Annotated in this window: 22 protein-coding genes; 9 read left to right on the top strand and 13 right to left on the bottom strand. The window is 58.3% G+C overall.

The features are described from left to right. Positions 1–99 precede the first annotated feature (99 nt). Positions 100–1,443: a dicarboxylate/amino acid:cation symporter gene (locus EUU23_RS01950; protein WP_160352446.1), complete on the top strand. Its 1,344-nt coding sequence runs from the start codon at positions 100–102 to the stop codon at positions 1,441–1,443. Between the two features lie 2 nt (positions 1,444–1,445). On the opposite strand, the gene EUU23_RS01945 is transcribed toward EUU23_RS01950, so the two are convergent. Further along, positions 1,446–2,183, bottom strand: a complete 738-nt coding sequence (locus EUU23_RS01945; RefSeq protein ID WP_160352445.1) for a class I SAM-dependent methyltransferase — start codon at positions 2,181–2,183, stop codon at positions 1,446–1,448. Positions 2,184–2,367: 184 nt separating this feature from the next. On the opposite strand from EUU23_RS01945, the gene EUU23_RS01940 reads away from it, so the two are divergent. Then, positions 2,368–3,666, top strand: a complete 1,299-nt coding sequence (locus tag EUU23_RS01940; RefSeq protein WP_246156016.1) for a spinster family MFS transporter — start codon at positions 2,368–2,370, stop codon at positions 3,664–3,666. A 108-nt stretch (positions 3,667–3,774) separates the two neighbouring features. Here the strand turns inward: EUU23_RS01940 and EUU23_RS01935 are convergent, their stop codons facing one another. Further along, on the bottom strand, positions 3,775–5,064 hold the full coding sequence (locus tag EUU23_RS01935; RefSeq protein ID WP_160352444.1) for an adenylosuccinate synthase: 1,290 nt from the start codon (positions 5,062–5,064) through the stop codon (positions 3,775–3,777). Positions 5,065–5,226: 162 nt separating this feature from the next. Between EUU23_RS01935 and EUU23_RS01930 the strand changes: the two genes are divergently transcribed. After that, positions 5,227–6,078 (top strand): alpha/beta hydrolase, encoded by an 852-nt coding sequence (locus tag EUU23_RS01930; protein WP_425505099.1) that lies wholly within the window; start codon positions 5,227–5,229, stop codon positions 6,076–6,078. A gap of 257 nt (positions 6,079–6,335) precedes the next feature. Here the strand turns inward: EUU23_RS01930 and EUU23_RS01925 are convergent, their stop codons facing one another. The 5 genes from EUU23_RS01925 to EUU23_RS01905 all read right to left on the bottom strand — a co-directional run bounded on the left by EUU23_RS01925 (position 6,336) and on the right by EUU23_RS01905 (position 11,371). Continuing rightward, on the bottom strand, positions 6,336–7,454 hold the full coding sequence (locus EUU23_RS01925) for an ATP phosphoribosyltransferase regulatory subunit (protein WP_160352442.1): 1,119 nt from the start codon (positions 7,452–7,454) through the stop codon (positions 6,336–6,338). A 41-nt stretch (positions 7,455–7,495) separates the two neighbouring features. Beyond that, on the bottom strand, positions 7,496–9,079 hold the full coding sequence (gene serA / locus EUU23_RS01920) for a phosphoglycerate dehydrogenase (protein ID WP_160352441.1): 1,584 nt from the start codon (positions 9,077–9,079) through the stop codon (positions 7,496–7,498). Positions 9,080–9,202: 123 nt separating this feature from the next. Then, on the bottom strand, positions 9,203–10,363 hold the full coding sequence (locus EUU23_RS01915) for a phosphoserine transaminase (protein ID WP_160352440.1): 1,161 nt from the start codon (positions 10,361–10,363) through the stop codon (positions 9,203–9,205). Positions 10,364–10,466: 103 nt separating this feature from the next. Further along, complete coding sequence (locus EUU23_RS01910; protein ID WP_246156015.1) at positions 10,467–10,781, bottom strand: PepSY domain-containing protein; 315 nt, start codon at positions 10,779–10,781, stop codon at positions 10,467–10,469. A gap of 2 nt (positions 10,782–10,783) precedes the next feature. Beyond that, the gene (locus EUU23_RS01905) at positions 10,784–11,371 is read right to left on the bottom strand and encodes a protein-methionine-sulfoxide reductase heme-binding subunit MsrQ (RefSeq protein WP_160352438.1); all 588 of its coding nucleotides are present in this window, start codon (positions 11,369–11,371) and stop codon (positions 10,784–10,786) included. Between the two features lie 159 nt (positions 11,372–11,530). Between EUU23_RS01905 and EUU23_RS01900 the strand changes: the two genes are divergently transcribed. Both EUU23_RS01900 and EUU23_RS01895 read left to right on the top strand, forming a co-directional pair. Beyond that, entirely contained in the window at positions 11,531–12,193 is a 663-nt protein-coding gene (locus EUU23_RS01900) for an extensin-like domain-containing protein (protein WP_246156013.1), read from the top strand. A 40-nt stretch (positions 12,194–12,233) separates the two neighbouring features. Beyond that, the gene (locus tag EUU23_RS01895) at positions 12,234–13,094 is read left to right on the top strand and encodes an LOG family protein (protein ID WP_160352437.1); all 861 of its coding nucleotides are present in this window, start codon (positions 12,234–12,236) and stop codon (positions 13,092–13,094) included. A gap of 179 nt (positions 13,095–13,273) precedes the next feature. Here the strand turns inward: EUU23_RS01895 and EUU23_RS01890 are convergent, their stop codons facing one another. After that, a complete protein-coding gene (locus EUU23_RS01890; RefSeq protein ID WP_160352436.1) occupies positions 13,274–13,990 on the bottom strand; it encodes an SIMPL domain-containing protein in 717 nt (238 codons plus the stop codon). A 28-nt stretch (positions 13,991–14,018) separates the two neighbouring features. Further along, positions 14,019–14,867: a D-amino-acid transaminase gene (locus tag EUU23_RS01885; RefSeq protein ID WP_160352435.1), complete on the bottom strand. Its 849-nt coding sequence runs from the start codon at positions 14,865–14,867 to the stop codon at positions 14,019–14,021. Positions 14,868–15,309: 442 nt separating this feature from the next. On the opposite strand from EUU23_RS01885, the gene EUU23_RS01880 reads away from it, so the two are divergent. Then, positions 15,310–17,115 carry an ABC-F family ATP-binding cassette domain-containing protein gene (locus tag EUU23_RS01880; protein WP_160352434.1) on the top strand — a complete coding sequence of 602 codons (1,806 nt, stop codon included), beginning with the start codon at positions 15,310–15,312 and terminating at the stop codon, positions 17,113–17,115. A 7-nt stretch (positions 17,116–17,122) separates the two neighbouring features. Here EUU23_RS01880 and EUU23_RS01875 read toward each other — a convergent pair whose 3' ends face one another. Beyond that, complete coding sequence (locus EUU23_RS01875; RefSeq protein WP_160353485.1) at positions 17,123–17,563, bottom strand: DUF6456 domain-containing protein; 441 nt, start codon at positions 17,561–17,563, stop codon at positions 17,123–17,125. Between the two features lie 163 nt (positions 17,564–17,726). Between EUU23_RS01875 and EUU23_RS01870 the strand changes: the two genes are divergently transcribed. Then, positions 17,727–18,290, top strand: coding sequence for a helix-turn-helix domain-containing protein (locus tag EUU23_RS01870; RefSeq protein WP_160352433.1), 564 nt, complete (start codon positions 17,727–17,729; stop codon positions 18,288–18,290). A gap of 8 nt (positions 18,291–18,298) precedes the next feature. Next, positions 18,299–19,459, top strand: coding sequence for a glycosyltransferase (locus EUU23_RS01865; RefSeq protein WP_160352432.1), 1,161 nt, complete (start codon positions 18,299–18,301; stop codon positions 19,457–19,459). A 172-nt stretch (positions 19,460–19,631) separates the two neighbouring features. Here the strand turns inward: EUU23_RS01865 and EUU23_RS01860 are convergent, their stop codons facing one another. Beyond that, positions 19,632–20,243 carry a c-type cytochrome gene (locus EUU23_RS01860; protein ID WP_160352431.1) on the bottom strand — a complete coding sequence of 204 codons (612 nt, stop codon included), beginning with the start codon at positions 20,241–20,243 and terminating at the stop codon, positions 19,632–19,634. 147 nt (positions 20,244–20,390) lie between these two features. On the opposite strand from EUU23_RS01860, the gene EUU23_RS01855 reads away from it, so the two are divergent. Continuing rightward, positions 20,391–21,284 (top strand): prephenate dehydratase, encoded by an 894-nt coding sequence (locus EUU23_RS01855; protein ID WP_160352430.1) that lies wholly within the window; start codon positions 20,391–20,393, stop codon positions 21,282–21,284. On the opposite strand, the gene EUU23_RS01850 is transcribed toward EUU23_RS01855, so the two are convergent. Next, positions 21,281–22,339 carry a glycosyltransferase family 4 protein gene (locus tag EUU23_RS01850; protein ID WP_160352429.1) on the bottom strand — a complete coding sequence of 353 codons (1,059 nt, stop codon included), beginning with the start codon at positions 22,337–22,339 and terminating at the stop codon, positions 21,281–21,283. The genes EUU23_RS01855 and EUU23_RS01850 overlap by 4 nt on opposite strands. Next, complete coding sequence (locus EUU23_RS01845) at positions 22,336–23,160, bottom strand: UDP-2,3-diacylglucosamine diphosphatase (RefSeq protein ID WP_160353484.1); 825 nt, start codon at positions 23,158–23,160, stop codon at positions 22,336–22,338. The genes EUU23_RS01850 and EUU23_RS01845 overlap by 4 nt, the downstream gene beginning before the upstream one ends. Between the last annotated feature and the right edge of the window lie 149 nt (positions 23,161–23,309).

Below are 23,309 nucleotides of genomic sequence, written 5' to 3'. Positions count from 1 at the left end.
CTTCGTTCGCTTGGCTATTCAAGTTACGTCCGTAACTGGTTGCGAGGAGCATTTTGCCTGTGTAGCGTCAGCCCAGCCAAAGGGGCCGGAGGGAAGTCTATGGATAAGCGTCTGACATTATGGATATTGATCGGGATGATCGCCGGGATCATCGTCGGATATGCCGTCCATATTGGCGTTGCGCCAGACAGCAGTATTTTTGAAAATCTGATCAAAACCTTCAAATTGCTGTCGGACATTTTCCTCAATCTCATCAAGCTTCTGGTCGCGCCGCTGATCCTGTCGACAATTGTCGTCGGCATCGCGCATATGGGCGACAGCAGCGCGCTGGGCCGCATCGGCTTCCGCGCGATCACATGGTTCATCCTCGCCAGCTTCATTTCCATCGGGTTAGGCTTGTTGATGGTCAACATCTTCCAACCAGGCATTGGCGTTCCCTTGGGCGCTGCGGCCGATGCAGCGGCGACGGTCGGTGAGGTTAAAAAACTCGACGTGTTCGAGTTCATCTTGTCGATCTTCCCCAAAAACGCCTTTGAGGCGATGGCCACGAACAATATTTTGCAGATACTGGTCTTCTCCCTTTTTGCTGGCGTTGCCCTTTCGGCGCTGGGTGAAAAGGGTGCACCGCTTGTCCGTGCCGCCGATGCGCTGGCTGAAATGATGCTGCAGATTACGCATTATGTAATGCGCTACGCACCGGTCGCGGTGTTCGGGGCGCTGGCCAAGGTTGTGGCCACCAGCGGCCTCGCGATTCTGGGCAGCTATGTCGAACTGCTCGCCGAATTCTATATGTCGCTTATCATCCTGTGGGTGCTGTTGCTCTCCATCGGCTGGATATTCCTGCGCAACCGGATCTGGACGCTCATCCGCTATATCCGCGAACCGCTGCTGATCGCCTTTTCGACCGCCTCGTCCGAGGCTGCCTTGCCCAAGCTGTTCGAACAGCTCGACCGCTTTGGCGTGCCGCGCCGCATCTCGGGCTTCATGCTGCCGCTGGGCTATAGCTTCAACCTTGACGGCTCGATGATGTATATGAGCTTCGCCACGATCTTCATCGCGCAGGCGTATGGCATAGACCTGCCGATCATGACGCAAATCCTGATTTTGCTGACGCTGATGATCTCCTCCAAGGGCGTGGCGGCGGTTCCCCGCGCCTCGCTGGTCGTGATTACCGGCACGCTGGCGATGTTCGGATTGCCGGTCGAGGGCGTCGCCCTGATCCTTGCGATCGACCAGTTCCTCGACATGGGCCGCACCGCGACCAATGTCGTCGGCAACGCGGTCGCGACCTCGGTCATCACCAAATGGGAAGGCATGCTGGAGGTCGAAGAGCCGGAATTTGTCGAACCGCCGCACGCCCCTGCCCACACCGCTGCCGCAGGCAAGCGCGGGCTGGACCTCGCCGAAGATATGGTCAGCGATACGCGCAGCACCAAAAGCTGAGTTTAGGCGGGAAGTTTGTGTCCGACCAAGGTGCCTTTTGCGCCCTTGCTGTCAAGCGTGAAGCGCATCGTGTGATGTTCCCGCCGCCAGCGCCGCGCAACAACGCGCTCGCCGGGGCGCGCGGCATCGTCGAGTAGCACCCGCCCGCCGGGCCGGATGCGCGGAAACAGACTCGCCGCCGCGCCGCGCACATAAGGGTGGATGGCCCAAGGCGGGCCGTCGACGATCAGCAAATCAATATCCGCAGGAACATCGCTCAACTGATACCAATGCCCGGGCCAACCCGCTGGCGATGGCCCAAGGGGCGCGTGCCGGATCTCCGCCGGCAGACCGTTTTCGCGCACCCATTGCTGCGTGATCGAGGCAAATTCGCCATGCTGGTCATAACTGACCAACGATCCACCCCCGAATTTCTGCAACGCACGGGCAATGATGAAAGTGGATGCCCCGCACCCCAGTTCCACAACCTGCGCCGGACGCATTTCTTCGATCGCGCGGGTGATGTGCCACAGGAAATGCGTATCGGCTTTCCAGCTTCCCAAATTGGGCAACGCATCAGGCGACAGGTCCAGATATTCAAGCAGAGCTGCCTTGTCTGCCTTTCGCCCGCCATGCAGGCTGCGTAACAGCCATGGCCATTGAATAGCGCCATATGCGGTCACCATGGCACGGTCACCCAAAGAGAGGTCAAGCCCAATGTCATCAAGCGGCAGCAATGCCGTAGTTTCGCGCGTTGTCATGTTCCTCGCCCATGCGCCCCGCCGCCCGTTCGGGCAACATCCTATTTCCGCCCCAACGCGATTAAAGAACGGTTCGAGGCGGTTTGTCGAGAGAAAGCCGGCCGAACATCAACTATTTTGGCGTGCACGCTTTGACAAAGGCAAAATTTGCTCGATAACCGGCACAGGAGAGTAGGAGACTTTAATGGACCAAACGGCCTCGCTGCGTGGCAAAATGGCAACCACCCCGCGCTTGATGCTGTGGATGCTGCTGATCGTTTACACATTGAACTTTCTCGACCGGCAGATACTCAACATCCTGGCTGAACCGATCAAGCGGGACTTAGCGCTGAGCGACACCGCACTCGGATTGCTGGCAGGTCCTGCTTTTGCGGTTTTCTACGCGGTGCTGGGTATTCCCATTGCCCGCTATGCCGACCGCACCTCGACCAACCGCGTGACGCTGATATCGGTGTCGCTCGCCTTATGGTCCGCAATGACCGCGCTTTGCGGTGTCGCCCAGAATTTTTTCCAGTTGCTGCTAGCCCGAATCGGTGTCGGCGTCGGCGAAGCAGGATGCACACCGGCGGCGCACTCGCTCATTACCGATAGCGTGCCGCCAGAAAAGCGGTCCTCGGCCATCGCCTTTTTCGGGCTAGGCGTTCCGGTAGGCAGCCTGCTCGGGCTAGTAATCGGCGGCATCGTCAATGATCTTTATGGCTGGCGTGTCGCGCTCTTTCTGGTAGGCGCACCGGGATTGCTACTGGCGCTGATCCTGCCGCTGATCATCCGTGAGCCCCGCCGCACGGATGGCCCGGTCCGCGATGCGGCGCAGAACGGGCCGAAGAAAGTCGAACTGCGTGTCGGCGAAGCATTCCGGGAACTATTCTCCTCCCGCGCCTTTCTCTTCATTTTTATCGCCGCCTCGTTCACCGCCTTTTTAAGCTATGGCAAAGGCCTGTGGACGATCAGCTTTTTCATCCGCAGCCACGGTCTTTCGACGACGGAGGCAGGTTTGTCGATGGCGGTCGCGCTCGGCATCGCAGGGGTCATCGGCACCTTGCTCGGCGGCAAAATGGCCGACAAATTCGGCAAGGACAACAAGCGCCACCTGCTGACCTTCCCCGCCGTCGGCATGGCCATCGCCGCGCCCATCCTGTTCGCGGGATATTGGGTGGATGACTGGCGCGTGGCGGTGGCGTTGCTGATCGTGCCAACTATCCTCAATTCCGCTTATTACGGCCCGGCTTATGCCTGTGTGCAGGGCCTCGTCCGCCCCGAAGCCCGCGCCATGGCCGCATCTATGGTCGTGTTCGGACAGAATCTGATCGGTCTGGGCATGGGCCCGTTGCTGTTCGGCATCTTGTCAGACGCGCTGTTGCCGATAGCCGGTCAGGACAGCGTCCGCTGGGTGCTGTTCGGCGCTGCATGGCTGGGCATCATCCCCGCCTTCTTCTTCTGGCGCGCAAGCCTGCGTCTGAAAGCGGAGTTGAAGAGCGGTTAATCCGAGCCCGGTCGCTTCCCTTGCGCCTTCGTCACCCTGAACTTGGTTCAGGGTGACGATCCCAAAAAGCAGCTTCTAAACGCTGCAACTCACTGAGTTGATCAACCGTTAATCCGCGAACGGATCCCGCACCAAAATCGTGTCTTCGCGTTCGGGCGAGGTGCTGACCAGCGCCACGGGCGTTTCGATCAATTCCTGCACGCGACTGATATATTTGATCGCCTGCGCGGGAAGGTCGGCCCAGCTGCGCGCACCGGCGGTGGTTTCCTGCCAGCCGGGCATTTCTTCATAGATCGGCTCGACCGAGGCCTGATCTGCCGCATGGGCGGGAAGATAGTCATAGACTTTGCCGTTGAGGCGATAGCCGGTGCAGATCTTGATGGTTTCAAAGCCGTCGAGCACGTCCAACTTGGTCAGCGCGATGCCGGTCACGCCCGAAACGGCGCAGCTTTGCCGGACGATAACGGCATCAAACCAGCCACAGCGGCGCTTGCGTCCGGTAACCGTGCCAAATTCATGGCCACGTTCGCCCAGACGCTGGCCGGTTTCGTCTTCCAGCTCGGTCGGGAAAGGCCCCGAACCGACACGGGTGGTATACGCCTTTACAATACCCAGCACGAATCCGGCGGCACTCGGCCCCAGACCCGATCCCGCCGCCGCAGTACCGGACACGGTGTTGGAACTGGTGACAAAGGGATAGGTGCCGTGATCGACGTCGAGCAAGACGCCCTGCGCGCCTTCGAACAGGATACGTGCACCTGCCTTGCGGACCTTGTTCAGCCGTTTCCAAACTGGCTGGGCATATTCGAGAACGAAGGGCGCAATTTCCTTGAGGTCCGCAATCAACCGCGCCCGGTCCACAGGCGGCTCGCCAAATCCGGCGCGCAGCGCGTCATGGTGCGCGCAAAGCCGGTCCAGTTGCGATTCCAGAGCATCGAGATGCGCGAGATCACACACGCGGATCGCGCGGCGGCCGACCTTATCTTCATAAGCAGGGCCAATGCCGCGTCCGGTCGTACCGATCTTGCCTGATCCCGCCGCCGCCTCCCGCAAACCGTCGAGATCGCGGTGGATCGGCAATATCAGCGCGCAATTATCCGCCAGCGCGAAATTCTCGGTCGTGATCGACACGCCCTGCCCCCGCAGCTTCGCCATTTCATCGCGCAAAGCCCATGGGTCGAGCACCACGCCATTGCCGATGATCGACAATGTGCCGGTGACTATGCCCGACGGCAGAAGCGACAGTTTATAGACATTTTCGCCGACTACCAATGTGTGTCCGGCATTATGGCCGCCTTGGAAGCGGACCACGGCATCGGCCCGCTCGGCCAGCCAATCAACAATCTTGCCTTTACCTTCGTCGCCCCATTGGGCGCCGATCACGGTTACGTTCGCCATTCAAAATTCCCTGACTGAAGGGCCTTTTTCTGCACAGAAGGATTTTTCTGCGAAGGGATTCGCCGTGCGCCCCGTTATGACTATGGACGCAAAACGTCCACTCAAAAGCGTCGATGGAGGCAAAAGATGCGTAAATGGATTTTAGGTGGCGTGGCATTGGCGATGGTCGGTACCTGCGCCGTGGCCCAACGGGGGCAGCGCGACGAAGGCACCGCAATCGCCTTGCGTGCCGCAACAGGAGGCAAAGAAATGGCCTATGGAAGCCATGACTTGCAAAAGCTCGATTTCTGGCGTGGGCCGCAGGAAAAGGCTCCGCTCGTCATATTCGTCCACGGTGGCGGCTGGAAACGGGGCGACAAGAATAACGCCACCGGCCAAAGCAAGGCCCCGCATTATCGCGCCCAAGGCTATGCCTTTGCCAGCATCAACTATCGGCTTGTTCCCGATGCGACCGTCGAACAACAGGCGAGCGACGTCGCCGCTGCCATCGCCTATTTGCGCAGCAATGCACGGCGGCTTGGCATCGACCCTGACCGGATCGTGCTGATGGGTCATAGCGCAGGCGCGCATCTGTCGGCCCTGGTCGGCACTGACCCTGTGTATCTGCAAAATGAGGGCTTGCGTCTATCAGCGCTGAAAGGCGTCATCCCGCTGGATGGCGCGGCCTATGACGTGCCCACACAAATGCGGGACGGCGGGGCATTTATGGCCGAAACTTATGAACGGGCTTTCGGCCTCGACCCCGTGCGGCAAAGAGCGCTTTCGCCCTATTGGCACGCCCCATCCCCCAATGCACCCGCCTTCCTGATCTTGCACGTCGACCGCAAAGACGGCGCCCACCAATCCACCGCCCTCGCTGCCGCCCTGCGAAAATATGGCACGTCCGTGAAACTGCAAGCATATGAGGGCAAAGGCTTGCGCGGTCATATGGAGATCAACCGCAAGCTGGGGGACGAAGATTATCCCGCCACGGCGGTCGTGGATGCTTGGTTGAAAGAGGTGTTTGGGAATTAAGGGACGGATTTTCGCACCTCTCCGCCCAAAAGCACCGTCACCCTGAACTGGTTTCAGGGTCCATCGGGCAACAATTCCCGCCGAAGTAAAGATCACGCAACCGTGCTTCACTGTGTGGCTTGTCACGACAAGGCAGGAATGGACTGAAAAATGGACCCTGCAACGAAGTCACCGAAGGTGAAACAAGTTCAGGGTGACGGAATGAGAGAAAGGACAAGCCAGTTACGCTCACTTTTTCAGCGGAGGTGGGTTCGACGCTAGACCGGTTCAGCCCGGCCGCTCTTCAGCATAAAAGCACAGTCCAAGGCCTCAGCATTGTCCGCCTCATCCAGCGCCGCGACCGTGATCCAGCCTTCGCTCCGCATCTGCGCCGCTTTGGACGCCAGCGTTCCTAATGGCAGGAACAGGCGGCGGTTTTCATCCTTTTCGGCGATGATGTCGATCAACGGATCGGGATAGAGCGAAAAGCCGGTGGCGACTTCGACACCGCCGTCCGTTCGCGCGATGGCATAGGTGCCTCCGCGCCCGAGTGCAGCGGTGTAGCCTTTGGCAAAGAGCGTGAAGCCGAACCAGCTTTGATATTCAAAGCCATGCCGCTCGGTAGGGTCGAGGGTGATGGTGGCGCGGTCGCCGAGCGATTCTGCAATAGCTTCCAGCGCGCCAATTCGCGAGGCCAACGCCCCGCCTGCATCAATGGCGCGCAGCTTCTTCACCGCTTCGGCAAAAGGCCCGGTTGCCGCGAGCAGGGGCAGATAGGCATCCGCCCCCAAAGCGCTCAATCCGCCTGCATCTTTCATATCCAACTCGGACCGCACCGCATCGATCTTGTCAGGCGACAGCGGCAGGGCCTTGGCGGCCAGCGTTTCGACCAGATCGGGCAAGGTGAAATCGACAGTGATATCCTTTACCCCCGCCGCCTCCAGTGCTTCGACCGCAACGGTCACGATTTCCGATGCCGCAGCGACGCCGTCATTGCCGATCAGTTCGGCGCCCAATTGGGTGATTTCCCGTTCAGGCCGCAACTGGCGAGCGCGCAGGCGCAGAATCTGGCCGTGATAGCACAGGCGTAGCGGCCGCGGTGCATCGGCCATCCGGGTTGTGGCGATGCGGCCAACCTGCACGGTGATATCCCCGCGCAAGGCCAGCGTATGTCCCGATACAGGATCGGTGAAGCGCAACAGGCTGCTGCGCGTTGCGCCGCCACTGCGGGCCGAAAGGCTGGCTTCGAATTCGGCTATGGCCGGGCTGACCCGGCCATAGCCGTGTGACGCCATGACGTCGAGCATAGCGCGCGCCACCCGAACCGCGGCCTCCGCCTGCACAGGCAGGCGGTCGCGGAAACCTTCGGGCAAAAGATCGGGCGATATGCTGGTCATGCAGGCTCTTTACGCGAAAACGCTTTTTGGGAAAGCCCCGATCAGAATTTAAGCGCCTTTACCGTTTTTACGCCGGGCAGCTTGCACAACTGCCACAACACCGGCTCTTCGATCTTGGAGTCCATCGACAATAGCAATACCGCCTCGCCACCGGCACTGCGGCGGCCGAGGTGGAAGGTGCCGATGTTCAGGCCAGCCTCGCCCAACGTCGTGCCGACGCGACCGATGAAGCCGGGCGCGTCTTCATTGACGATGTAGAGCATGTTGCCTTCCAGCTCCGCCTCGAGGCTGATGCCGAAGATTTCAACCAGCCGCGCTTCACTGTTGGCGAAAAGCGTTCCGGCGACCGAGCGCGGACCCTGGCTGGTGTTGACGGTCACCCGAATTAGCGTGTGATAAGCGCCGGTCTTGTCGTGGCGTACTTCGCGGATATCGAAGCCGCGCTCCTTGGCAAGATAGGGCGCGTTGACCATGTTCACGGCATCAGAAAAACGACGCATGAAACCGGAAAGCACTGCCGCTGTGATCGGCTTCATATTCAACTCCGCCGCCGCGCCTTCGACTTCGATCGCGATATTGTCGAGATCATCATGCGCGAGTTGGCCGACGAGCGACCCCAGTTTTTGCGCCAAGGTCATATAAGGCTTCAGCTTCGGCGCCTCTTCGGCAGACAGGCTGGGCATGTTGAGCGCGTTCGTGACGCCGCCTGTGACCAGATAATCGGCCATCTGTTCAGCCACCTGAAGTGCCACATTGACCTGCGCTTCATTGGTCGATGCGCCCAGATGCGGGGTGCAGATAAAGTTGGGCGTGCCGAACAAAGGTGATTCCTTGGCGGGTTCGGTTGCGAACACGTCAAGCGCTGCGCCTGCGACCTGCCCACTATCCAGCGCCTCTTTCAGCGCCGCTTCGTCAACCAATCCACCGCGCGCACAATTGATGATGCGGACGCCCTTCTTTGTCTTGGCGAGATTGTCCTTCGACAAGATGTTGCGGGTCTGGTCGGTCAGCGGCGTGTGCAGCGTGATAAAATCGGCCTTTGCCAGCAATGTGTCGAGGTCCGCTTTCTCGACGCCCATTTCGACGGCGCGCTCTGCGGTCAGGAACGGGTCGAATGCGACAACCTTCATCTTCAGGCCAAGCGCGCGGCTGGCGACGATGCTGCCGATATTGCCGGCACCGATCAGGCCCAGCGTCTTGCCCGTGACTTCAACCCCCATGAAGCCGTTTTTCGGCCACAGGCCCGCCTGCGTCTGCGCGTTCGCCTCGGGCAATTGGCGCGCGAGGGCGAACATCAGGGCGATGGCGTGTTCGGCGGTGGTGATCGAGTTGCCGAACGGCGTGTTCATCACGACCACGCCCTTGGCCGAGGCGGCGGGGATATCGACATTGTCGACGCCGATTCCCGCGCGGCCAATGACCTTCAGATTTGTCGCGGCATCCAAAATGGCCTTGGTCACCTTGGTTGAGCTGCGGATGGCAAGACCGTCATAGTCGCCGATCATGGCGGCGAGTTCTTCGGGGGTCTTGTCGGTGATTACATCTACGTCACAGCCGCGCTCGATGAAGATCTTGGCGGCGTTGGGGTCCATTTTGTCGGAGATAAGTACGCGAGGTTTTGTCATTTTTTGTTCCGTTCTGAAATGCCGTCATGCTGAACTCGTTTCAGCATCTTATTTTACCGGCGAAAGTAAGGCCCTGGAACGCAGTCACCGAAGGTGAACCAAGTTCAGGGTGACGGCTTGGAATTAAGAGGTGAGCTGAGAATAGGCCCAGTCGATCCATGGTCCGAGCGCCTCGATATCGGCGGTGTCGACAGTCGCACCACACCAGATCCGCAGACCCGGCGGTGCATCGCGGTAGCCCGCAATGTCATAGGCAGCACCTTCGGCTTCGAGCAGTGCGGCGAACTTCTTGATGAACGCCTCATCCGCGCCTTCGACAGTCAGGCAGACCGAGGTTTTCGACCGCGTTGCTTCGTCGGCGGCAAGATGGCCAAGCCATGTCCGGTCGGCAACAATCTTGCCAAGCGCGGCGGCATTGGCATCCGAACGGCCCATCAGACCTTGCAATCCGCCCACGCTTTTCGCCCAATCCAGCGCGAAAATGACGTCTTCGACCGCGAGCATCGAGGGGGTGTTGATGGTTTCGCCCTTGAACACGCCTTCAGCCAGCGCGCCTTTCGACATCAGGCGGAATATCTTGGGCAAAGGCCATGCTGGAGTGTAGGTTTCGAGCCGCTCCACGGCGCGCGGGCCGAGGATCAGCACGCCATGCGCGCCTTCACCGCCCAAAACCTTCTGCCAGGAAAAGGTCGTTACATCGAGCTTGTCCCAAGGCATGTCATAGGCAAACACGGCGGAGGTCGCATCATTGAAGGTCAGGCCTTCGCGGTCATCTGCGATCCAGTCGCCATTGGAAACACGTGCACCCGAGGTGGTGCCGTTCCAGGTGAAGACGACATCATTGCTGAAATCGACCGCCGACAGATCCGGAATTTCGCCATAGGGCGCATTCAGGACGGTGGCGTTCAGCTTGAGCTGTTTGTTGACATCGGTCACCCAACCTTCACCGAAGCTTTCCCACGCAAGCATTGTGACCGGCCGTGCGCCGAGCATAGTCCACATCGCCATTTCGATAGCGCCGGTGTCCGAACCGGGCACAATGCCGATCCGGTGCGTATCGGGCACCTGCAGCACTTCGCGCATCAGGTCGATGGCAAGTTGCAGACGCGACTTGCCGATCTTGGCGCGGTGCGAGCGGCCCAGTGATTCGGTTGCTAATTTGGAAGCTTCCCAACCCGGCGGCTTCGCGCAGGGACCGGAAGAAAAGTACGGACGCGCCGGCTTGGTTGCTGGTTTGGTCGGCTGCGCAAGCGCACCCTCGATGGGGGGTTTACTGATAGTCATATAAGCGTCTCCTTGCAGAGAGCAGCGCGGCGTTGGGACCGCGTGGCCCGAAGCCGCGTTTAAGCGCGGCCCCGGTTTTGTCAACGACTATCGACGCAGGCGCTCAATAACCCTGCTTGCGAAACAGCACTTCACCACGGCGGCCGACATAGAGTTTTTCCAGCGTGACGGGGTGGAAATAGGCCTCGACCCGGTCGCCTTCAGGGGTGGTGCCATAGACTTCATAGCAACCGCCGTCGACTTTGGATTTGCGGACGGTCCAGCCTTCTTTGGTCAACTTCTTGGTCAGTTCGTCCTGCGTTTTCCAGCCGGATACAGGGCCAGCCTTGCATTTGATGACGCCGGTTGCCGAAGCGGGTACAGACGCCAGGGCAATCGCAGATGCCGCTGCGAGTGCGAGGGTAGAAATCATACGCATTGTCATATTCCTTTATGCAGAATTTTGGAGGAAAGAAAAAATCGGGCGGCGACAAGCAGCGCCAGCGGAATGAAGTGCACCAAAGCAGGGCCTAAATTATTATGGATGAATATCCAATGGACAAGCACCAGAATTGCCGCAGGATAAACAAGGCGCTGCAACCGCTTCCACCCCGCCTTCAACCGACGCTGCCAAGCATCGTTGCTGGTCATCGCAATAGGCAAAAATAGCAGCATCGCTGCCCAGCCTGTCCAGATGCCAAGCGCCCAAAACTCGGCAAGTATATCGTCTAAATTCCCCATATCGATCAGATAGAAAATCAGATGCAGCACGGCATAAGCGAAAGACGCAACCCCCAAAGCGCGTCGGCGCTGCACCAGCCAGTTTAACCAGCGCTTCGGTCCCAAAATCGAAACAAGCGGGCTAAGGATCATCGCAACGATCATCAGTCGCGCCGACCACTCCCCTGTGGGATGCAGCATATCCATGGCCAGCACATCACCCGAATTGAAACGCACCATCATCAACAGCGCCGGAATAGAGAGGAATAGCCAAAACACAAGCTTCTTATTAAGAATGATTCGCAACATGTTGCGGCGATAAGGACTGTCGATTGGGCTTGCAATGCTGAAATTGAAGCAATCTTGGCCATGGAGGTTGCGGCCAAAGGTTCGCTATGCACGCTGACCGTTGAGTCAAAACGCAAATTGATGTTCGACAGCGCGTCATGTCACGCTAAAACAGGCATCATGTTAGGGCGCAAAATCTATTTCCCTTCTGGCCTGATTGTCATAGTGGCTTTGGCAGGTTGTGGCGGCCGCGACGGACGTGATATTTCCCGTCCGGTAAATGATAGTTTCAACACCGCTGAATCCCGCAAATGCCTGTCTGAACTGAAAGCCCAATCGGTTCGGTTCACTGTCCTCCCCAACAAGAATCTGGGGGGTGGTTGCCGGACAATTGATACAATCAAGGTGATGGATTTGGGAACCGAAGCGACCAATTTAGGACCCATGACCTGCCCTCTTGCAAGCAAATTTGCGGCATGGGCCAAATTTGCGGTCAGGCCTGCGGCACGGCAGTTTCTGGGGTCAGACGTCGTGCGGATTGAAACTTTCGGCACCTATAGCTGCCGAAACGTAAATGGCGGTCGATCGGGCAAATTGTCTGAGCACGCATTTGCCAATGCGATCGATATATCCGCCTTTGTACTGCGCGATGGTCGCCGCATCTCGGTTCTGAGCGGCTGGAACGGAAAATCGGAAGAACGCGAGTTTTTGAAACGGCTGCATCAATCGGCCTGCAAACGCTTCGGTACCGTCCTAGGCCCCGAATACAACGCCCAGCACGCCAATCATTTCCATTTCGATATGTCAAAATCAACGAAAGATGGTTCGGCTTATTGCCGATAAGGGGTGGCAAAAGACGGTCGGTGCGACTAAACCCGTCCTAATGAACGACACAAAAATTACTGATCGCCGCTTCTATAAAGCCCAACAGGAAGCGGATTTCGCAGAGCAACAGCTTTCCACCCCACAAACACGCAGCAAATCCTATCGACTGGCATTTCAGGACGCGGAATTTCTTTTGCGCGAAGATTTGCGTCCGGTCCGGTTCCAGCTGGAATTGCTGAAAACCGAAATGCTTCTGGATGAGGCGAATATCGGGTCGATGTTGGTTATTTATGGTTCGGCGCGAATTCCCGAACCGGAAAAAGCCGACGCCCTGCTGGCCGCTGCAACCGATGACCGTTCGCGCACCATTGCCGAACGTATGCAGGAAAAATCGCGTTTCTATGAAGAGGCGCGGCATCTCGCCCAATTGGCTAGTCAGGCCCATATCACCGATGAAGAGGGTCGACGGCACTTCGTCGTCTGCTCGGGCGGCGGACCGTCCATCATGGAGGCGGCCAATCGCGGTGCCCATGATGTCGGCGCCGAATCTGTCGGCCTCAACATCGTCTTGCCACATGAGCAGGCACCCAATTTATATGTCACACCCCGGTTGAGTTTCCAGTTCCATTATTTCGCCCTGCGAAAGATGCACTTCCTGTTGCGCGCCCGTGCCGTTGCGGTTTTCCCCGGCGGCTTTGGGACTTTTGATGAATTTTTCGAATTGCTGACGCTGGTACAGACCGGAAAAGTGAAGAAAATGCCCATCCTGCTGTTCGGCAAGGAATTCTGGAACCGCGTCGTCAATTTTGAAGAACTGATGCTCGAAGGCGTGATCAGCCCGCCAGATCTCGACCTGTTTCGCTTCGTCGAAACCGCCGACGAAGCGTGGAAAGCCATCTGCGACTTTTACGAAGTTTAGTGTCAGGTCGAAATCGCCGATATGGTCATAATACGTCAAAATGACTTTCATCTTTAACCAAATGCGATTGCCGGTGACATAATTATCGGCGAGGTGCATTTGGATTTGATAACTTCGCCATTTTGACGCCTCGCAAGCGCATTTAAAAGATCCTGACCCTTAGCGGTTTTGATCCTAATTCACTTTACCATTTCAAACGTAAACGAAACCGTTGCCCCGACGCTCAACTCACCCGGCGCAATCGGCGTCGACTTTTCCGATGCGTCCATCGTGCGGGCCATCATGGGCATGGGTTGATAACCGCCGCCCTGGCCCTCGGTTTCTTCGACACGCAGCACGCGCACATTGGTGTAGCCTGCCTTTTGCGCCATCGATTTTGCGCGGGCCATTGCGGTTGCCCACACCTTGTCGCGGGCCATTTCGCGATATTTGCTGTCATCATCAATGCCGAAGGTCGGACCGTTGAAATTGGTCGCGCCATCCACGGCCAACGCGTCCAGAAATGCGCCTAGCTTTTTCAGGTCGCGCAGCTTGGCGTTGACAATATTCGATGCCTGATAGCCTTTGAATACCTGCTGGCCATCGCGATAGTCGAACTGCTGGTTCAGGCTGATTTGCGTGGTCTGGATGTCCTTGTCGGCAATGCCCAATTTCTTGAGGCGTGCGACGACCGAGGCCATTTGCACATTATTCTGGCGCACCGCTTCACTCGCGGTCGGGGCCAGGGTCTGTACGCCTGTAGAAAATGTCGCGATGTCGGGCTTGGCTTCGACGGTGTCGCTAATCGTCAGGTCAATGACCGGATTTGTTGCCGTGATATTTACCTGCGTTGCCATCGCTTCCCCCGCTGTCATGCTGCCCGCTGCCAAAAGCGCTGCCAAAATGTACTTACGCATATTCTTACTCCTACAGTGCACGGACCGATCATGTGGCGGTGCGACGTGCCCAATCGATATAGGCTTTGCGAAGCTGAACGGTTGCCGAACCGGGTTTTCCATCACCGATTATCTGATCATTTATCCGCACAACCGGCATTACAAAGCCAGAGGCAGAGGAAACAAACGCTTCGGCAGCTTGTTCCGCCTCGGTGACAGAAAAAGGCCGCTCTTCAATGGGATGCCCCGCCAAAGGGAGAACCGCCGCGCGGGTAATGCCGTGCAATATCTCGCGGTTGAGCGGGTGCGTTACCAATGTGCCCGATTGCGTGATGATATGCGCGTTCTGCGCCGTGCCCTCGGTGATGAACCCGTCGCGCACCATCCATGCATCGTCGGCACCGCAGGCAATCGCCTCATTCTTCATCAGCGATGCATAAAGCAATTGCGTCGTCTTGATATCCGCCCTGCCCCAGCGCAAATCGGGCAAGGTCACCACGTGGATGCCGCGTACGGCGGACGGGTTGTCGGCAAGGATACGGCTTTGTGAAAAGGCCAGCACCGTTGGCGCGGTGCCAGGTGCAGGAAAGACAAAATCCCGGTCCGATGGCGCGCCGCGTGTGACCTGCCAATAGATCATGCCCTCCTCCACCGCGTTGCGCGCGACTAGGTCGCGGCAGATGGAAAGCCACGCGTCGGCATCGGGGGCACCTTCTATGCCAAGTTCGCTTAAAGAACGGGCAAGGCGCTGCACATGGCCGTCGAAATCGACGAGTTTGCCACCCAGAACCGAGACGACCTCATACACCGAATCCGAAAAGAGAAAGCCGCGGTCGAACACCGACACCTGACCTTCGGTTTCGGGGATGTAGCTGCCGTTGAGGTAGATGGTACGCATGTGCTGGCCCTTTCGATGGCTTGGGTCCTAAAGCGGGGATGAGCGAGAAACAAGGCGGGTGAATGTGTGAGTTGGGAAAGATGCCATGCCTTACCCTGAACAATACACGCGTCACCCAGAACTACCCACCCGTCACCCTGAACTTGTTTCAGGGTCCATCGTGCAGCGTTGCCCTGGGTAAGAGATAAAACCGAACCCCGCGTAACAGTTTGGCGTTTCACGACAAGGCGGGAATGAACTGACAGATGGACCCTGAAACAAATTCAGGGTGACGAGGGTGGGGTTCAGGGTGACGAGCGTGGGGTTCAGGGTGACGGGCTTTGTTCTTCAGGGTGACGGGATGGGGTTGAACGAGGGTGACGGCTGGATGGCTCAGCGCAAAGGGGCGGAACCCACAGCGACGGGCTTGCATTGCAACCGCCCTCCCCCTATCCGCGCTGGCATGTCCCAACCCCCGATCTTTGCCTTTGAAAATCTCGCGCTGCAGCAGGGCGGCGGTTGGTTGTTTGAAGATATCAACCTGTTCATCGGCGCGCGCGACCGGCTGGCGCTGATCGGACGCAATGGCGCGGGCAAGACGACTTTGATGAAACTGGTCGCCGGATCGGTTGAGGCCGACAAGGGCAAGCGCGTGGTGGTGCCGGGCACGAACATTGTGATGCTGGATCAGGACCCCGATGTCGCCTCTTTTGACCGGCTGGTGGATTTTGCGGTGCATGGCGACAAAGGTCCGCCCGAATATGCGGTGCGTGCGATTGCCGACCAGTTGGGTATCGACCTCGACCGGGAAGCCAAGACCGCAAGCGGCGGGGAAAAGCGGCGCGCCGCGATTTGCCGGGCGCTGGCGAGCGAGCCTGATCTGTTGCTGCTGGACGAGCCTACGAACCATCTCGATCTGGCCGCGATCGAATGGCTGGAAGACTGGCTGACCCGCTATCGCGGTGCCTTCATGGTCATCAGCCATGACCGTACCTTTTTGACGCGGTTGACGCGGCAGACATTCTGGCTTGATCGTGGCTTGCTGCGGCGTAACGAGATCGGCTTTGGCGGCTATGATGCATGGACCGAGCGGGTCTATGCCGAAGATGCGCGCAATGCCGACCGGCTGGACGCGAAGCTGAAGATCGAGGCGCACTGGCTGGAACGCGGCGTGACGGCGCGGCGCAAGCGGAATCAGGGCCGCCTCGCCAAGCTTTATGAAATGCGCGCGGCGCGGGCGGCGATGATGGGGCCGCAGGGCACCGCCAAGCTCGCGGCCGCGAGCGACGACAGCAAGACCAAGACCGTCATTAATGCGGAAGCGGTCGGCAAAAGCTTTGGCAACCGCACGATCATCAAGGATTTCACCTTGCGTATCCAGCGCGGGGACCGGATCGGGATTGTCGGCGCCAACGGGACGGGCAAGACCACGCTGATCCGTATCCTGACCGGCGAGACGCAACCTGATACCGGCAGCATCACGCTTTCGCCGACACTGACCGGCATCGTCATCGACCAACAACGCAAGCTCCTTTCGCCCGAAAAGCGCGTGCGCGATGTGCTCGCCGACGGTAGCGACTGGATCGACGTGCGCGGGGTGCGAAAGCATGTGCAGGGCTATCTCAAGGAATTTCTGTTCGACCCCGAACTGATCGAGGCGCGCATCGGCACGCTGTCGGGCGGCGAACAGTCGCGCATATTGCTCGCCCGCGAATTTGCGCGGGAGGCGAATTTGCTGGTGCTGGACGAGCCGACCAACGATCTCGATCTGGAAACGCTCGACCTGTTGCAGGAGGTGATCGCCGATTATGACGGCACCGTCCTGATCGTCAGTCACGACCGCGATTTTCTGGATCGCACGGTGAACCTGACGCTGGGCCTCGATGGATCGGGGAAGGTTGATATCATCGCCGGCGGCTATGCCGACTGGGAAGCCAAGCGCGACCGGCGTGACACCAACGATGCCCGCAAGAAAGCCGACAAGGCCGCGGCTCCGGTGGAGCAATCCGCGCCCAAGCCCACTGCCCGCCCCGCCAAATTATCCTATAAGGACCAGCGCGACTATGACCTGTTGCCGGGGCGGATCGAGGCGATAGACGGGGAGATTGTGGCGGCAGAGGCCGAGATGGCCGACCCCGCGCTCTACACCCGCAATCCAGCGCGCTTTTCCGCACTGACGGCAAAGTGCGACGCATTGCGCGCCGAAAAAGAAGCGGCCGAGGAACGGTGGCTGGAACTCGCGATGCTGGTGGAGGAAATGGCAGGCTAAGCGCCTCCTAATGCGGCAAGCGGTAGAAATCCGCCAACCGGTCGAGCGCGATTTTCAGCACCAGCCTGCCTGAGCGCACCGGCCACGCCAAAGCCCGCTCGGCGACCGTCATCGCCTCGCCTGCACAGACCACGCGCCATGCAATATCGGCAAGGTCCGGCCCCACCACCGCAATCGCCGCATCAAAGCGCACCTTGGCGGCGATCATCCGCTCGGTGGTGTTCAGGCCGGGCGGCGGACCTTGCTTGCGCGCACCACGCGGCACGGGGTCCCATCGCATCGTTATTTGCGGGGACAAGGCCGCCGATTCATAATCCGCCCTTAATTGTTCACCCGCCAAAAGCTGCCGCTCCGTCAGGAACCCGCGCGCAAAGAGCCATGACAGCGGCGATTCAGCCAAATTGACCTTCACTGTCCGGCGAGAATTTTCCCGTTTTCCCACCTTCATGCTGTCAGGATGAGCCTGTTCGGTTAATGGACGCGGATCATAATGTTTCGAGGCGACGCTTGGACTTCTAGGCATGAACTTCTCCGTTAAGTACGAATCAATCTTGCCATGTGGTAAATAATGTAGGAAAGAAAAAACCTATTTGGTAATCGGAGGAATTGCTATGCAAAGCCGTATTCGTGATGTGCGTAAGGCAAAGGGACTGACTTTGGCCGATGTCGCAGCACGGTGCAAACCCGCCACGACGGCGCAGACGATCGGGCGACTCGAAACTGGAATGCGCGTCTTGTCGCTTATCTGGATCAACCGGATCGCCGATGCGCTGGGCGTGGATTCCAGCGATCTGGTCGCCCTTCCCGATCAGCACTATCTGCCGGTTGCGGCGGTGCTGGATGATGATGGTACCCATGCACCCACCAAGCAGGAACGCATCATGGTCCCCAATATTGGCGATTCGATGATCGGGATGCGGGTGGCGGCAACGTCGGGCGAATATCGGCGCGGCGATGAATTGTGGATGGAACAGCTCCAACCCGAAGCGTTCGCGACGGCGCTCAATCTTGATGTGCTTGTTCCCCGCCCCGGTGGCCGCTTCATATTCGGGCGGCTTTTGGGCCGTGAGGACGGCAAATTGCATATCCTGCCTCTGGAAGCAGGTGCCCGGCAGCAAGTGGTAACTGACCCCGCCTGGATTGCCAAAGCGGTTCGGCTGGTACGGGCATTATAGGCGCCGATGTGCGTATATTAACGCTCTCGACGCTATTCCCGGCGTCCATCCGCCCGAATTTCGGGATTTTTGTTGAGCGGCAAACTGCGGCATTGACCGCCATTGGCGATGTTGCCGTGACGGTTATCAACCCCGTCGGCGTCGCTCCCTGGCCACTGTCACAGATGGGCGAACAGGCTAAGCTGCGTCAACTGCCCCGCTTTGAACAATGGGGCGAACTGGACGTTTATCGCCCGCATTTTACTGCCATTCCAAAGATCGGTGGCAGGGTGAATCCGGCAATGATCGTGTCGGCCATTTTACCACTGGCCCGAAAGCTGCATTCCGATGTCAAATTCGACCTGATCGATGCCGAGTTTTTCTATCCCGACGGTCCCGCTGCCATGCGGCTGTCGCAGGCACTTGGCATTCCTTTTACGATCAAGGCACGGGGCGGCGATATCCATCATTGGGGCGCACAACCAGGATGTACCGCACAAATAGTGTCGGCGGCGGACGGTGCCGCGGGATTGCTGGCCGTATCCGCCGCGCTGAAGGCGGATATGGTGGCAATGGGGATGGATGCAGGCAAGATCCGCGTGCATTATACCGGGCTCGATCAAAGCCGGTTCCTGCCCCGTGACCGTGCGGTTGAAAAGGCAAAGCTGGATATCAACGGCCCTTTGATCCTGTGCGTCGGGGCGCTCATTCCCCGCAAGGGTCAGGACCTTTTGATCGCGGCGCTGCCGTTGCTGCCCGATGCCAAGTTGCTGCTGGCGGGCGCGGGCGAGAGCGAACGTGATTTTCGCGCACTGGCATTAGAGTTGGGCGTTGCCGATCGCGTGGCCTTTCTGGGCAATGTACCGCATGACGACCTGCCTGCCCTGTTCGCGGCGGCCGATATCATGGCGCTTGTGTCCGCCAGCGAGGGACTGGCCAATGCATGGGTCGAGGCGCTCGCCTGCGGAACGCCGATCATCGCGAGCGACGTGGGCGGTATCAGAGAATTGGTAAAAACACCCGCCGCCGGTCGTATCGTCGACCGCACGCCGCAGGCCGTGGCCGATGCCGCGCGCGACATCCTCGCCAATCCCCCCGCCCGCGACGCGGTCGCCGCCAATGTCAGCGCCTTTTCATGGGATGAAAATGCACGGCAGCTTGCGGCGTTTTTCCGCGATGTGGTGCGTTAGGGAGCGAAGATGTCCCTTTCGCTCTACCCCGCACTTTTTGCACGGGATAGAGTGCGAACGCACCTTCGTCGCGGGCCTCCGGTCACCGTCCGCACAAGGGAGAAGCGCGAGACTGTGCAGCTCGTCGCCTGATCGAAGTGGCGCGCGACGGTTGATTTGACGCTGGACGCTTTTACTTTGCGACTGCTTCTTCTGCCTTTGGTGCTTCACCGGCCGTGGCGGGTTCACCGGCCTTAGCGGCTTCGTCTGTCGGTGCAGGGGCTGCAACAGGCGCTGGAAGCGGGAGATTTGAGCCTTGGCTGTTCAAATAGACAATCAAATTGGCGCGATCCACCGGATTACCAAGGCCCGCAAAGGTCATCTTGGTACCGGGCGCATATTTTTTGGGGTTGGCAAGCCACTTATCCATGCCTTCCCAGTCCCAATTTCCCGGCACCGATTTTAGAGCATCTGAATAAGCAAAGCCGGCAACATGGCCATGGGGTTTCCCCAAAGCGGCCCATAAATTAGGCCCAATGCCATTTGCGCCCCCAGATGCGATGGTATGACAAGCCATGCATTTTTTGAAAACCGCCTCACCCTTTGCTGGATCGGCTGCGGCAAGCAAGGTTGCAAGGGGAATGACCGGACCGGCTTCGCCATCAGCTGCCGCAGCCTCGATCGCATAGCCCGGTTTTTCAACTTCGCCGCGGTGGAAATACATTCCCGAAGCAATGCTCAGTCCCAAAGCGGCGATGCCACCGGCCAAAACCCAACCTGCGATTGTATTACTGCGATCATCCATTGATTGTCTGCCCTGTTATGCTGTTCATTGCATGCGGCTTTAACGGCCGCCGGATTCCCTCGCCCCTCTAATAGCCCAAAGGAAGCCGTGCAAGAGCGGAAATCCGGTCTTGCCCGATATGTTTCAGTCCCGTAACGCGGCACCAACATGGACAGCTATCCCGCCCCCGCCCTCGCCAAGGTCAAACAGATGACCGCCGTTGCAATCGCCGACCCTGCACGCGCCGTTGCATTTCAGGGTGCGCCGGGCGCAAATTCGCATTTGGCAGCACTTGAATTTGACGCCAATTGCCATCCTCTGCCCTGCTTTTCCTTCGAAGATGCCATTGATGCCGTCAAAGACGGAAAGGCCGCGCGCGCCATCATTCCCATTGAAAATTCCCTGCACGGCAGGGTGGCCGACATTCATTTTCTTCTTCCCGAATCAGGCTTGAGCATCATCGCTGAGCATTTCATGACCATCCGCCATTGCCTGATGGCCAAAGCGGCCGATGCCAAGCTGACTACCGCCATGAGCCATCCGCAGGCTTTGGGTCAATGCCGCCATTATTTGCGGGAGCATGGGATTATCCCGGTGGCCTATGCCGACACCGCTGCCGCTGCTGCTTTTGTCGCGGCCAGTGATGACCCCAGCGCGGGCGCCATCGCGCCACCGATCGCCGCCGAGATTTACGGGCTGGTTGCCATCAATGACGGCGTGCAGGATGATGCGAGCAACATGACCCGCTTTGTACTATTGTCACGCGAACCTGCCGACCGCACCGCAATGGACGGCACGTTGATGACGACATTTATCTTTGAGGTAAAAAATATTCCCGCCGCACTGTACAAGGCGATGGGCGGGTTTGCCACCAATGGCGTCAATATGACAAAGCTTGAAAGCTATCAAAACGGCGCCAGCTTTGCGGCCACAGAATTTTTCGCCGACATCGAAGGCGCACCGGGCGATATTGCGGTTGACCGGGCTCTGGAGGAGCTTCGCTTCCATTGCAACTCGGTCCGGCTTTTGGGCACATATCGTCAGGCCCGGTCTCGCGGTTAGGCTGTCTCCAACATATGGTGACGGGCCGAATGCAGCGCCGCCAGAAACTGATCGAGCGCATTGTCCCACGTAAACAGCGCTCCATAAGCCGCCGCGTCCCGCCGGTCACACAGCAGGGCATTTTTAATCGCAATCGGTAAGGATTCCGACACATATCCGACGGGTTTGGACAGGTCGTCATAGGGACCTCGCCCCTGTCCGCCGATGATATCCAATGGACCGGGTACAGGATATCCTGCAACCGGAACACCGCAAGCCAATGCTTCGATCATCACAAGACCAAATGTATCGGTCTTGCTGGGAAATACAAACACATCCGCCGCGCAATAGGCCTGCGCCAGTTCGGCACCGCTCAGGCTGCCGGTGAATATGGCGTCTGGATAACGCGCTTTCAGTTCCTCCAGCGCAGGACCATCCCCCACCACGACTTTCGTACCGGGGACGTCCGCATCAAGAAAACTCTCAAGATTTTTCTCGATGGCGACACGGCCGACCGATAGCAAAATTGGGCGGGGCAAATTGGCCAATGCAGGATGCGGTGCCAAACCCGGTTTGAATATGCCGGTGTCGATGCCGCGTGTCCAAGGGCGGGTATGCGAAATGCCGCGGCTTGCAAGCTCCTCGCTTAAGCGAGGCGTCGCCGATAACACCGCGCGCGAGGATTTGTGGAAAATACGCATCACCGGCCAGAAAAAATCTGGTGAAAGCCCGGTACGCACCGACGCATAATCCGGGAAACGGGTGTGAAAGGCGGTGGTAAAGGGAATGGAATTGACCATGCACCAACGACGGGTGCTCCAACCTATCGGCCCTTCGGTCGAGATGTGGACGATATCAGGCGCAAATTCCGCCAGTTTTTTACGCAAGCCAAATCGTGGGGCAAGCGCCAGCCTTATTTCGCCATAGCCCGGACAAGGAACCGTGCGGAACTGGTCCGGGCTGATGACGCACACTTCATGCCCCCGTTCGCGGAGCAATTTAACGGTCATTTCAAGGGTGCGGACAACACCGTTGATTTGCGGCCGCCAAGCGTCCGTGGCGATTGCAATTCTCATGCGGAAACGGTTGCCATCTTGGCAGCATATTTGCGCTGGCGATTTTCTTCGGCCCAGTCGAGAATGGACATATTACCATGCTTGTCCTCGACCAATGCGGTGCAACTTTCCACCCAGTCGCCATCATTATAATAAGTGACGCCATCAAAATCGCGAATTTCCGCATGGTGGATATGTCCACAAACGACACCATCAACGCCGCGCTCAATTGCAGCGCGGGCGACGGCTTCTTCATATTCGCCGATAAACGCGACGGCGTTTTTAACCCGCATTTTCAGATAGGATGACAGCGACCAATAAGGCAAATGCAGGCGACGGCGCACGGCGTTCAGCCACACATTGGCCTTCAGCAAAAATGTGTAAGCCGTGTCGCCCAGGAACGCCAACCATTTGGCATAGAGCACGACACTGTCGAACATGTCGCCATGCGTGACCAGCAGCAACCGGCCATCGGCGGTTTCGTGGATGGCTTCATGCGCCAGCTCGACGCCGCCAAAGCCAAGCCCCACATAGTCGCGGAACATTTCGTCATGATTGCCCGGTACATAGACAACCCGTGTGCCCTTGTGCGCCATTTTCAAAATGCGGCGCAGGACTTCATTGTGGCTCGACGGCCAATACCAGCCTTTGCGTAGCCGCCACCCATCGACAATATCGCCGACGAGATAAAGCGTTTCACATTTGATACTTTGCAGGAAATCCAGCAGCAATTCAGCGTTGCAGCCCGATGTTCCCAAATGGATATCCGATATCCATACAGTCCTGTATTTCTTTTTGGGTTGGAAACTGCGGGGTTCCTTTTCATGGAACCAATCCGGCATTTTGGGGTCGAAAATACCCCCGATTTCACTTTTTTTGGCGACTTTTGTCATGGATTTTCCAGATGTTGCTACAACTGGAACTGTCGGATAGCTGCACTAGGTTACGTACTCACGTCACCCGCGTTACAGTTTGGGGACAGTTTCAAAAG

Source organism: Sphingorhabdus profundilacus (assembly GCF_009769755.1).
Classification (GTDB): domain Bacteria; phylum Pseudomonadota; class Alphaproteobacteria; order Sphingomonadales; family Sphingomonadaceae; genus Sphingorhabdus_B; species Sphingorhabdus_B profundilacus.
The sequence above is the reverse complement of the archived record's forward strand: the minus strand, read 5'-3'. Positions and strand labels throughout refer to the sequence as shown.

Bases quoted from the DNA above. Each gene is read 5' to 3' on its own strand.
- EUU23_RS01950 (WP_160352446.1), top strand. From the start codon at position 100: ATGGATAAGCGTCTGACATTATGGATATTGATCGGGATGATCGCCGGG.
- EUU23_RS01945 (WP_160352445.1), bottom strand. From the start codon at position 2,183: ATGACAACGCGCGAAACTACGGCATTGCTGCCGCTTGATGACATTGGG.
- EUU23_RS01940 (WP_246156016.1), top strand. From the start codon at position 2,368: ATGGACCAAACGGCCTCGCTGCGTGGCAAAATGGCAACCACCCCGCGC.
- EUU23_RS01935 (WP_160352444.1), bottom strand. From the start codon at position 5,064: ATGGCGAACGTAACCGTGATCGGCGCCCAATGGGGCGACGAAGGTAAA.
- EUU23_RS01930 (WP_425505099.1), top strand. From the start codon at position 5,227: ATGGTCGGTACCTGCGCCGTGGCCCAACGGGGGCAGCGCGACGAAGGC.
- EUU23_RS01925 (WP_160352442.1), bottom strand. From the start codon at position 7,454: ATGACCAGCATATCGCCCGATCTTTTGCCCGAAGGTTTCCGCGACCGC.
- serA (WP_160352441.1), bottom strand. From the start codon at position 9,079: ATGACAAAACCTCGCGTACTTATCTCCGACAAAATGGACCCCAACGCC.
- EUU23_RS01915 (WP_160352440.1), bottom strand. From the start codon at position 10,363: ATGACTATCAGTAAACCCCCCATCGAGGGTGCGCTTGCGCAGCCGACC.
- EUU23_RS01910 (WP_246156015.1), bottom strand. From the start codon at position 10,781: ATGCGTATGATTTCTACCCTCGCACTCGCAGCGGCATCTGCGATTGCC.
- EUU23_RS01905 (WP_160352438.1), bottom strand. From the start codon at position 11,371: ATGTTGCGAATCATTCTTAATAAGAAGCTTGTGTTTTGGCTATTCCTC.
- EUU23_RS01900 (WP_246156013.1), top strand. From the start codon at position 11,531: ATGTTAGGGCGCAAAATCTATTTCCCTTCTGGCCTGATTGTCATAGTG.
- EUU23_RS01895 (WP_160352437.1), top strand. From the start codon at position 12,234: ATGAACGACACAAAAATTACTGATCGCCGCTTCTATAAAGCCCAACAG.
- EUU23_RS01890 (WP_160352436.1), bottom strand. From the start codon at position 13,990: ATGCGTAAGTACATTTTGGCAGCGCTTTTGGCAGCGGGCAGCATGACA.
- EUU23_RS01885 (WP_160352435.1), bottom strand. From the start codon at position 14,867: ATGCGTACCATCTACCTCAACGGCAGCTACATCCCCGAAACCGAAGGT.
- EUU23_RS01880 (WP_160352434.1), top strand. From the start codon at position 15,310: ATGTCCCAACCCCCGATCTTTGCCTTTGAAAATCTCGCGCTGCAGCAG.
- EUU23_RS01875 (WP_160353485.1), bottom strand. From the start codon at position 17,563: ATGAAGGTGGGAAAACGGGAAAATTCTCGCCGGACAGTGAAGGTCAAT.
- EUU23_RS01870 (WP_160352433.1), top strand. From the start codon at position 17,727: ATGCAAAGCCGTATTCGTGATGTGCGTAAGGCAAAGGGACTGACTTTG.
- EUU23_RS01860 (WP_160352431.1), bottom strand. From the start codon at position 20,243: ATGGATGATCGCAGTAATACAATCGCAGGTTGGGTTTTGGCCGGTGGC.
- EUU23_RS01855 (WP_160352430.1), top strand. From the start codon at position 20,391: ATGGACAGCTATCCCGCCCCCGCCCTCGCCAAGGTCAAACAGATGACC.
- EUU23_RS01850 (WP_160352429.1), bottom strand. From the start codon at position 22,339: ATGAGAATTGCAATCGCCACGGACGCTTGGCGGCCGCAAATCAACGGT.
- EUU23_RS01845 (WP_160353484.1), bottom strand. From the start codon at position 23,160: ATGCCGGATTGGTTCCATGAAAAGGAACCCCGCAGTTTCCAACCCAAA.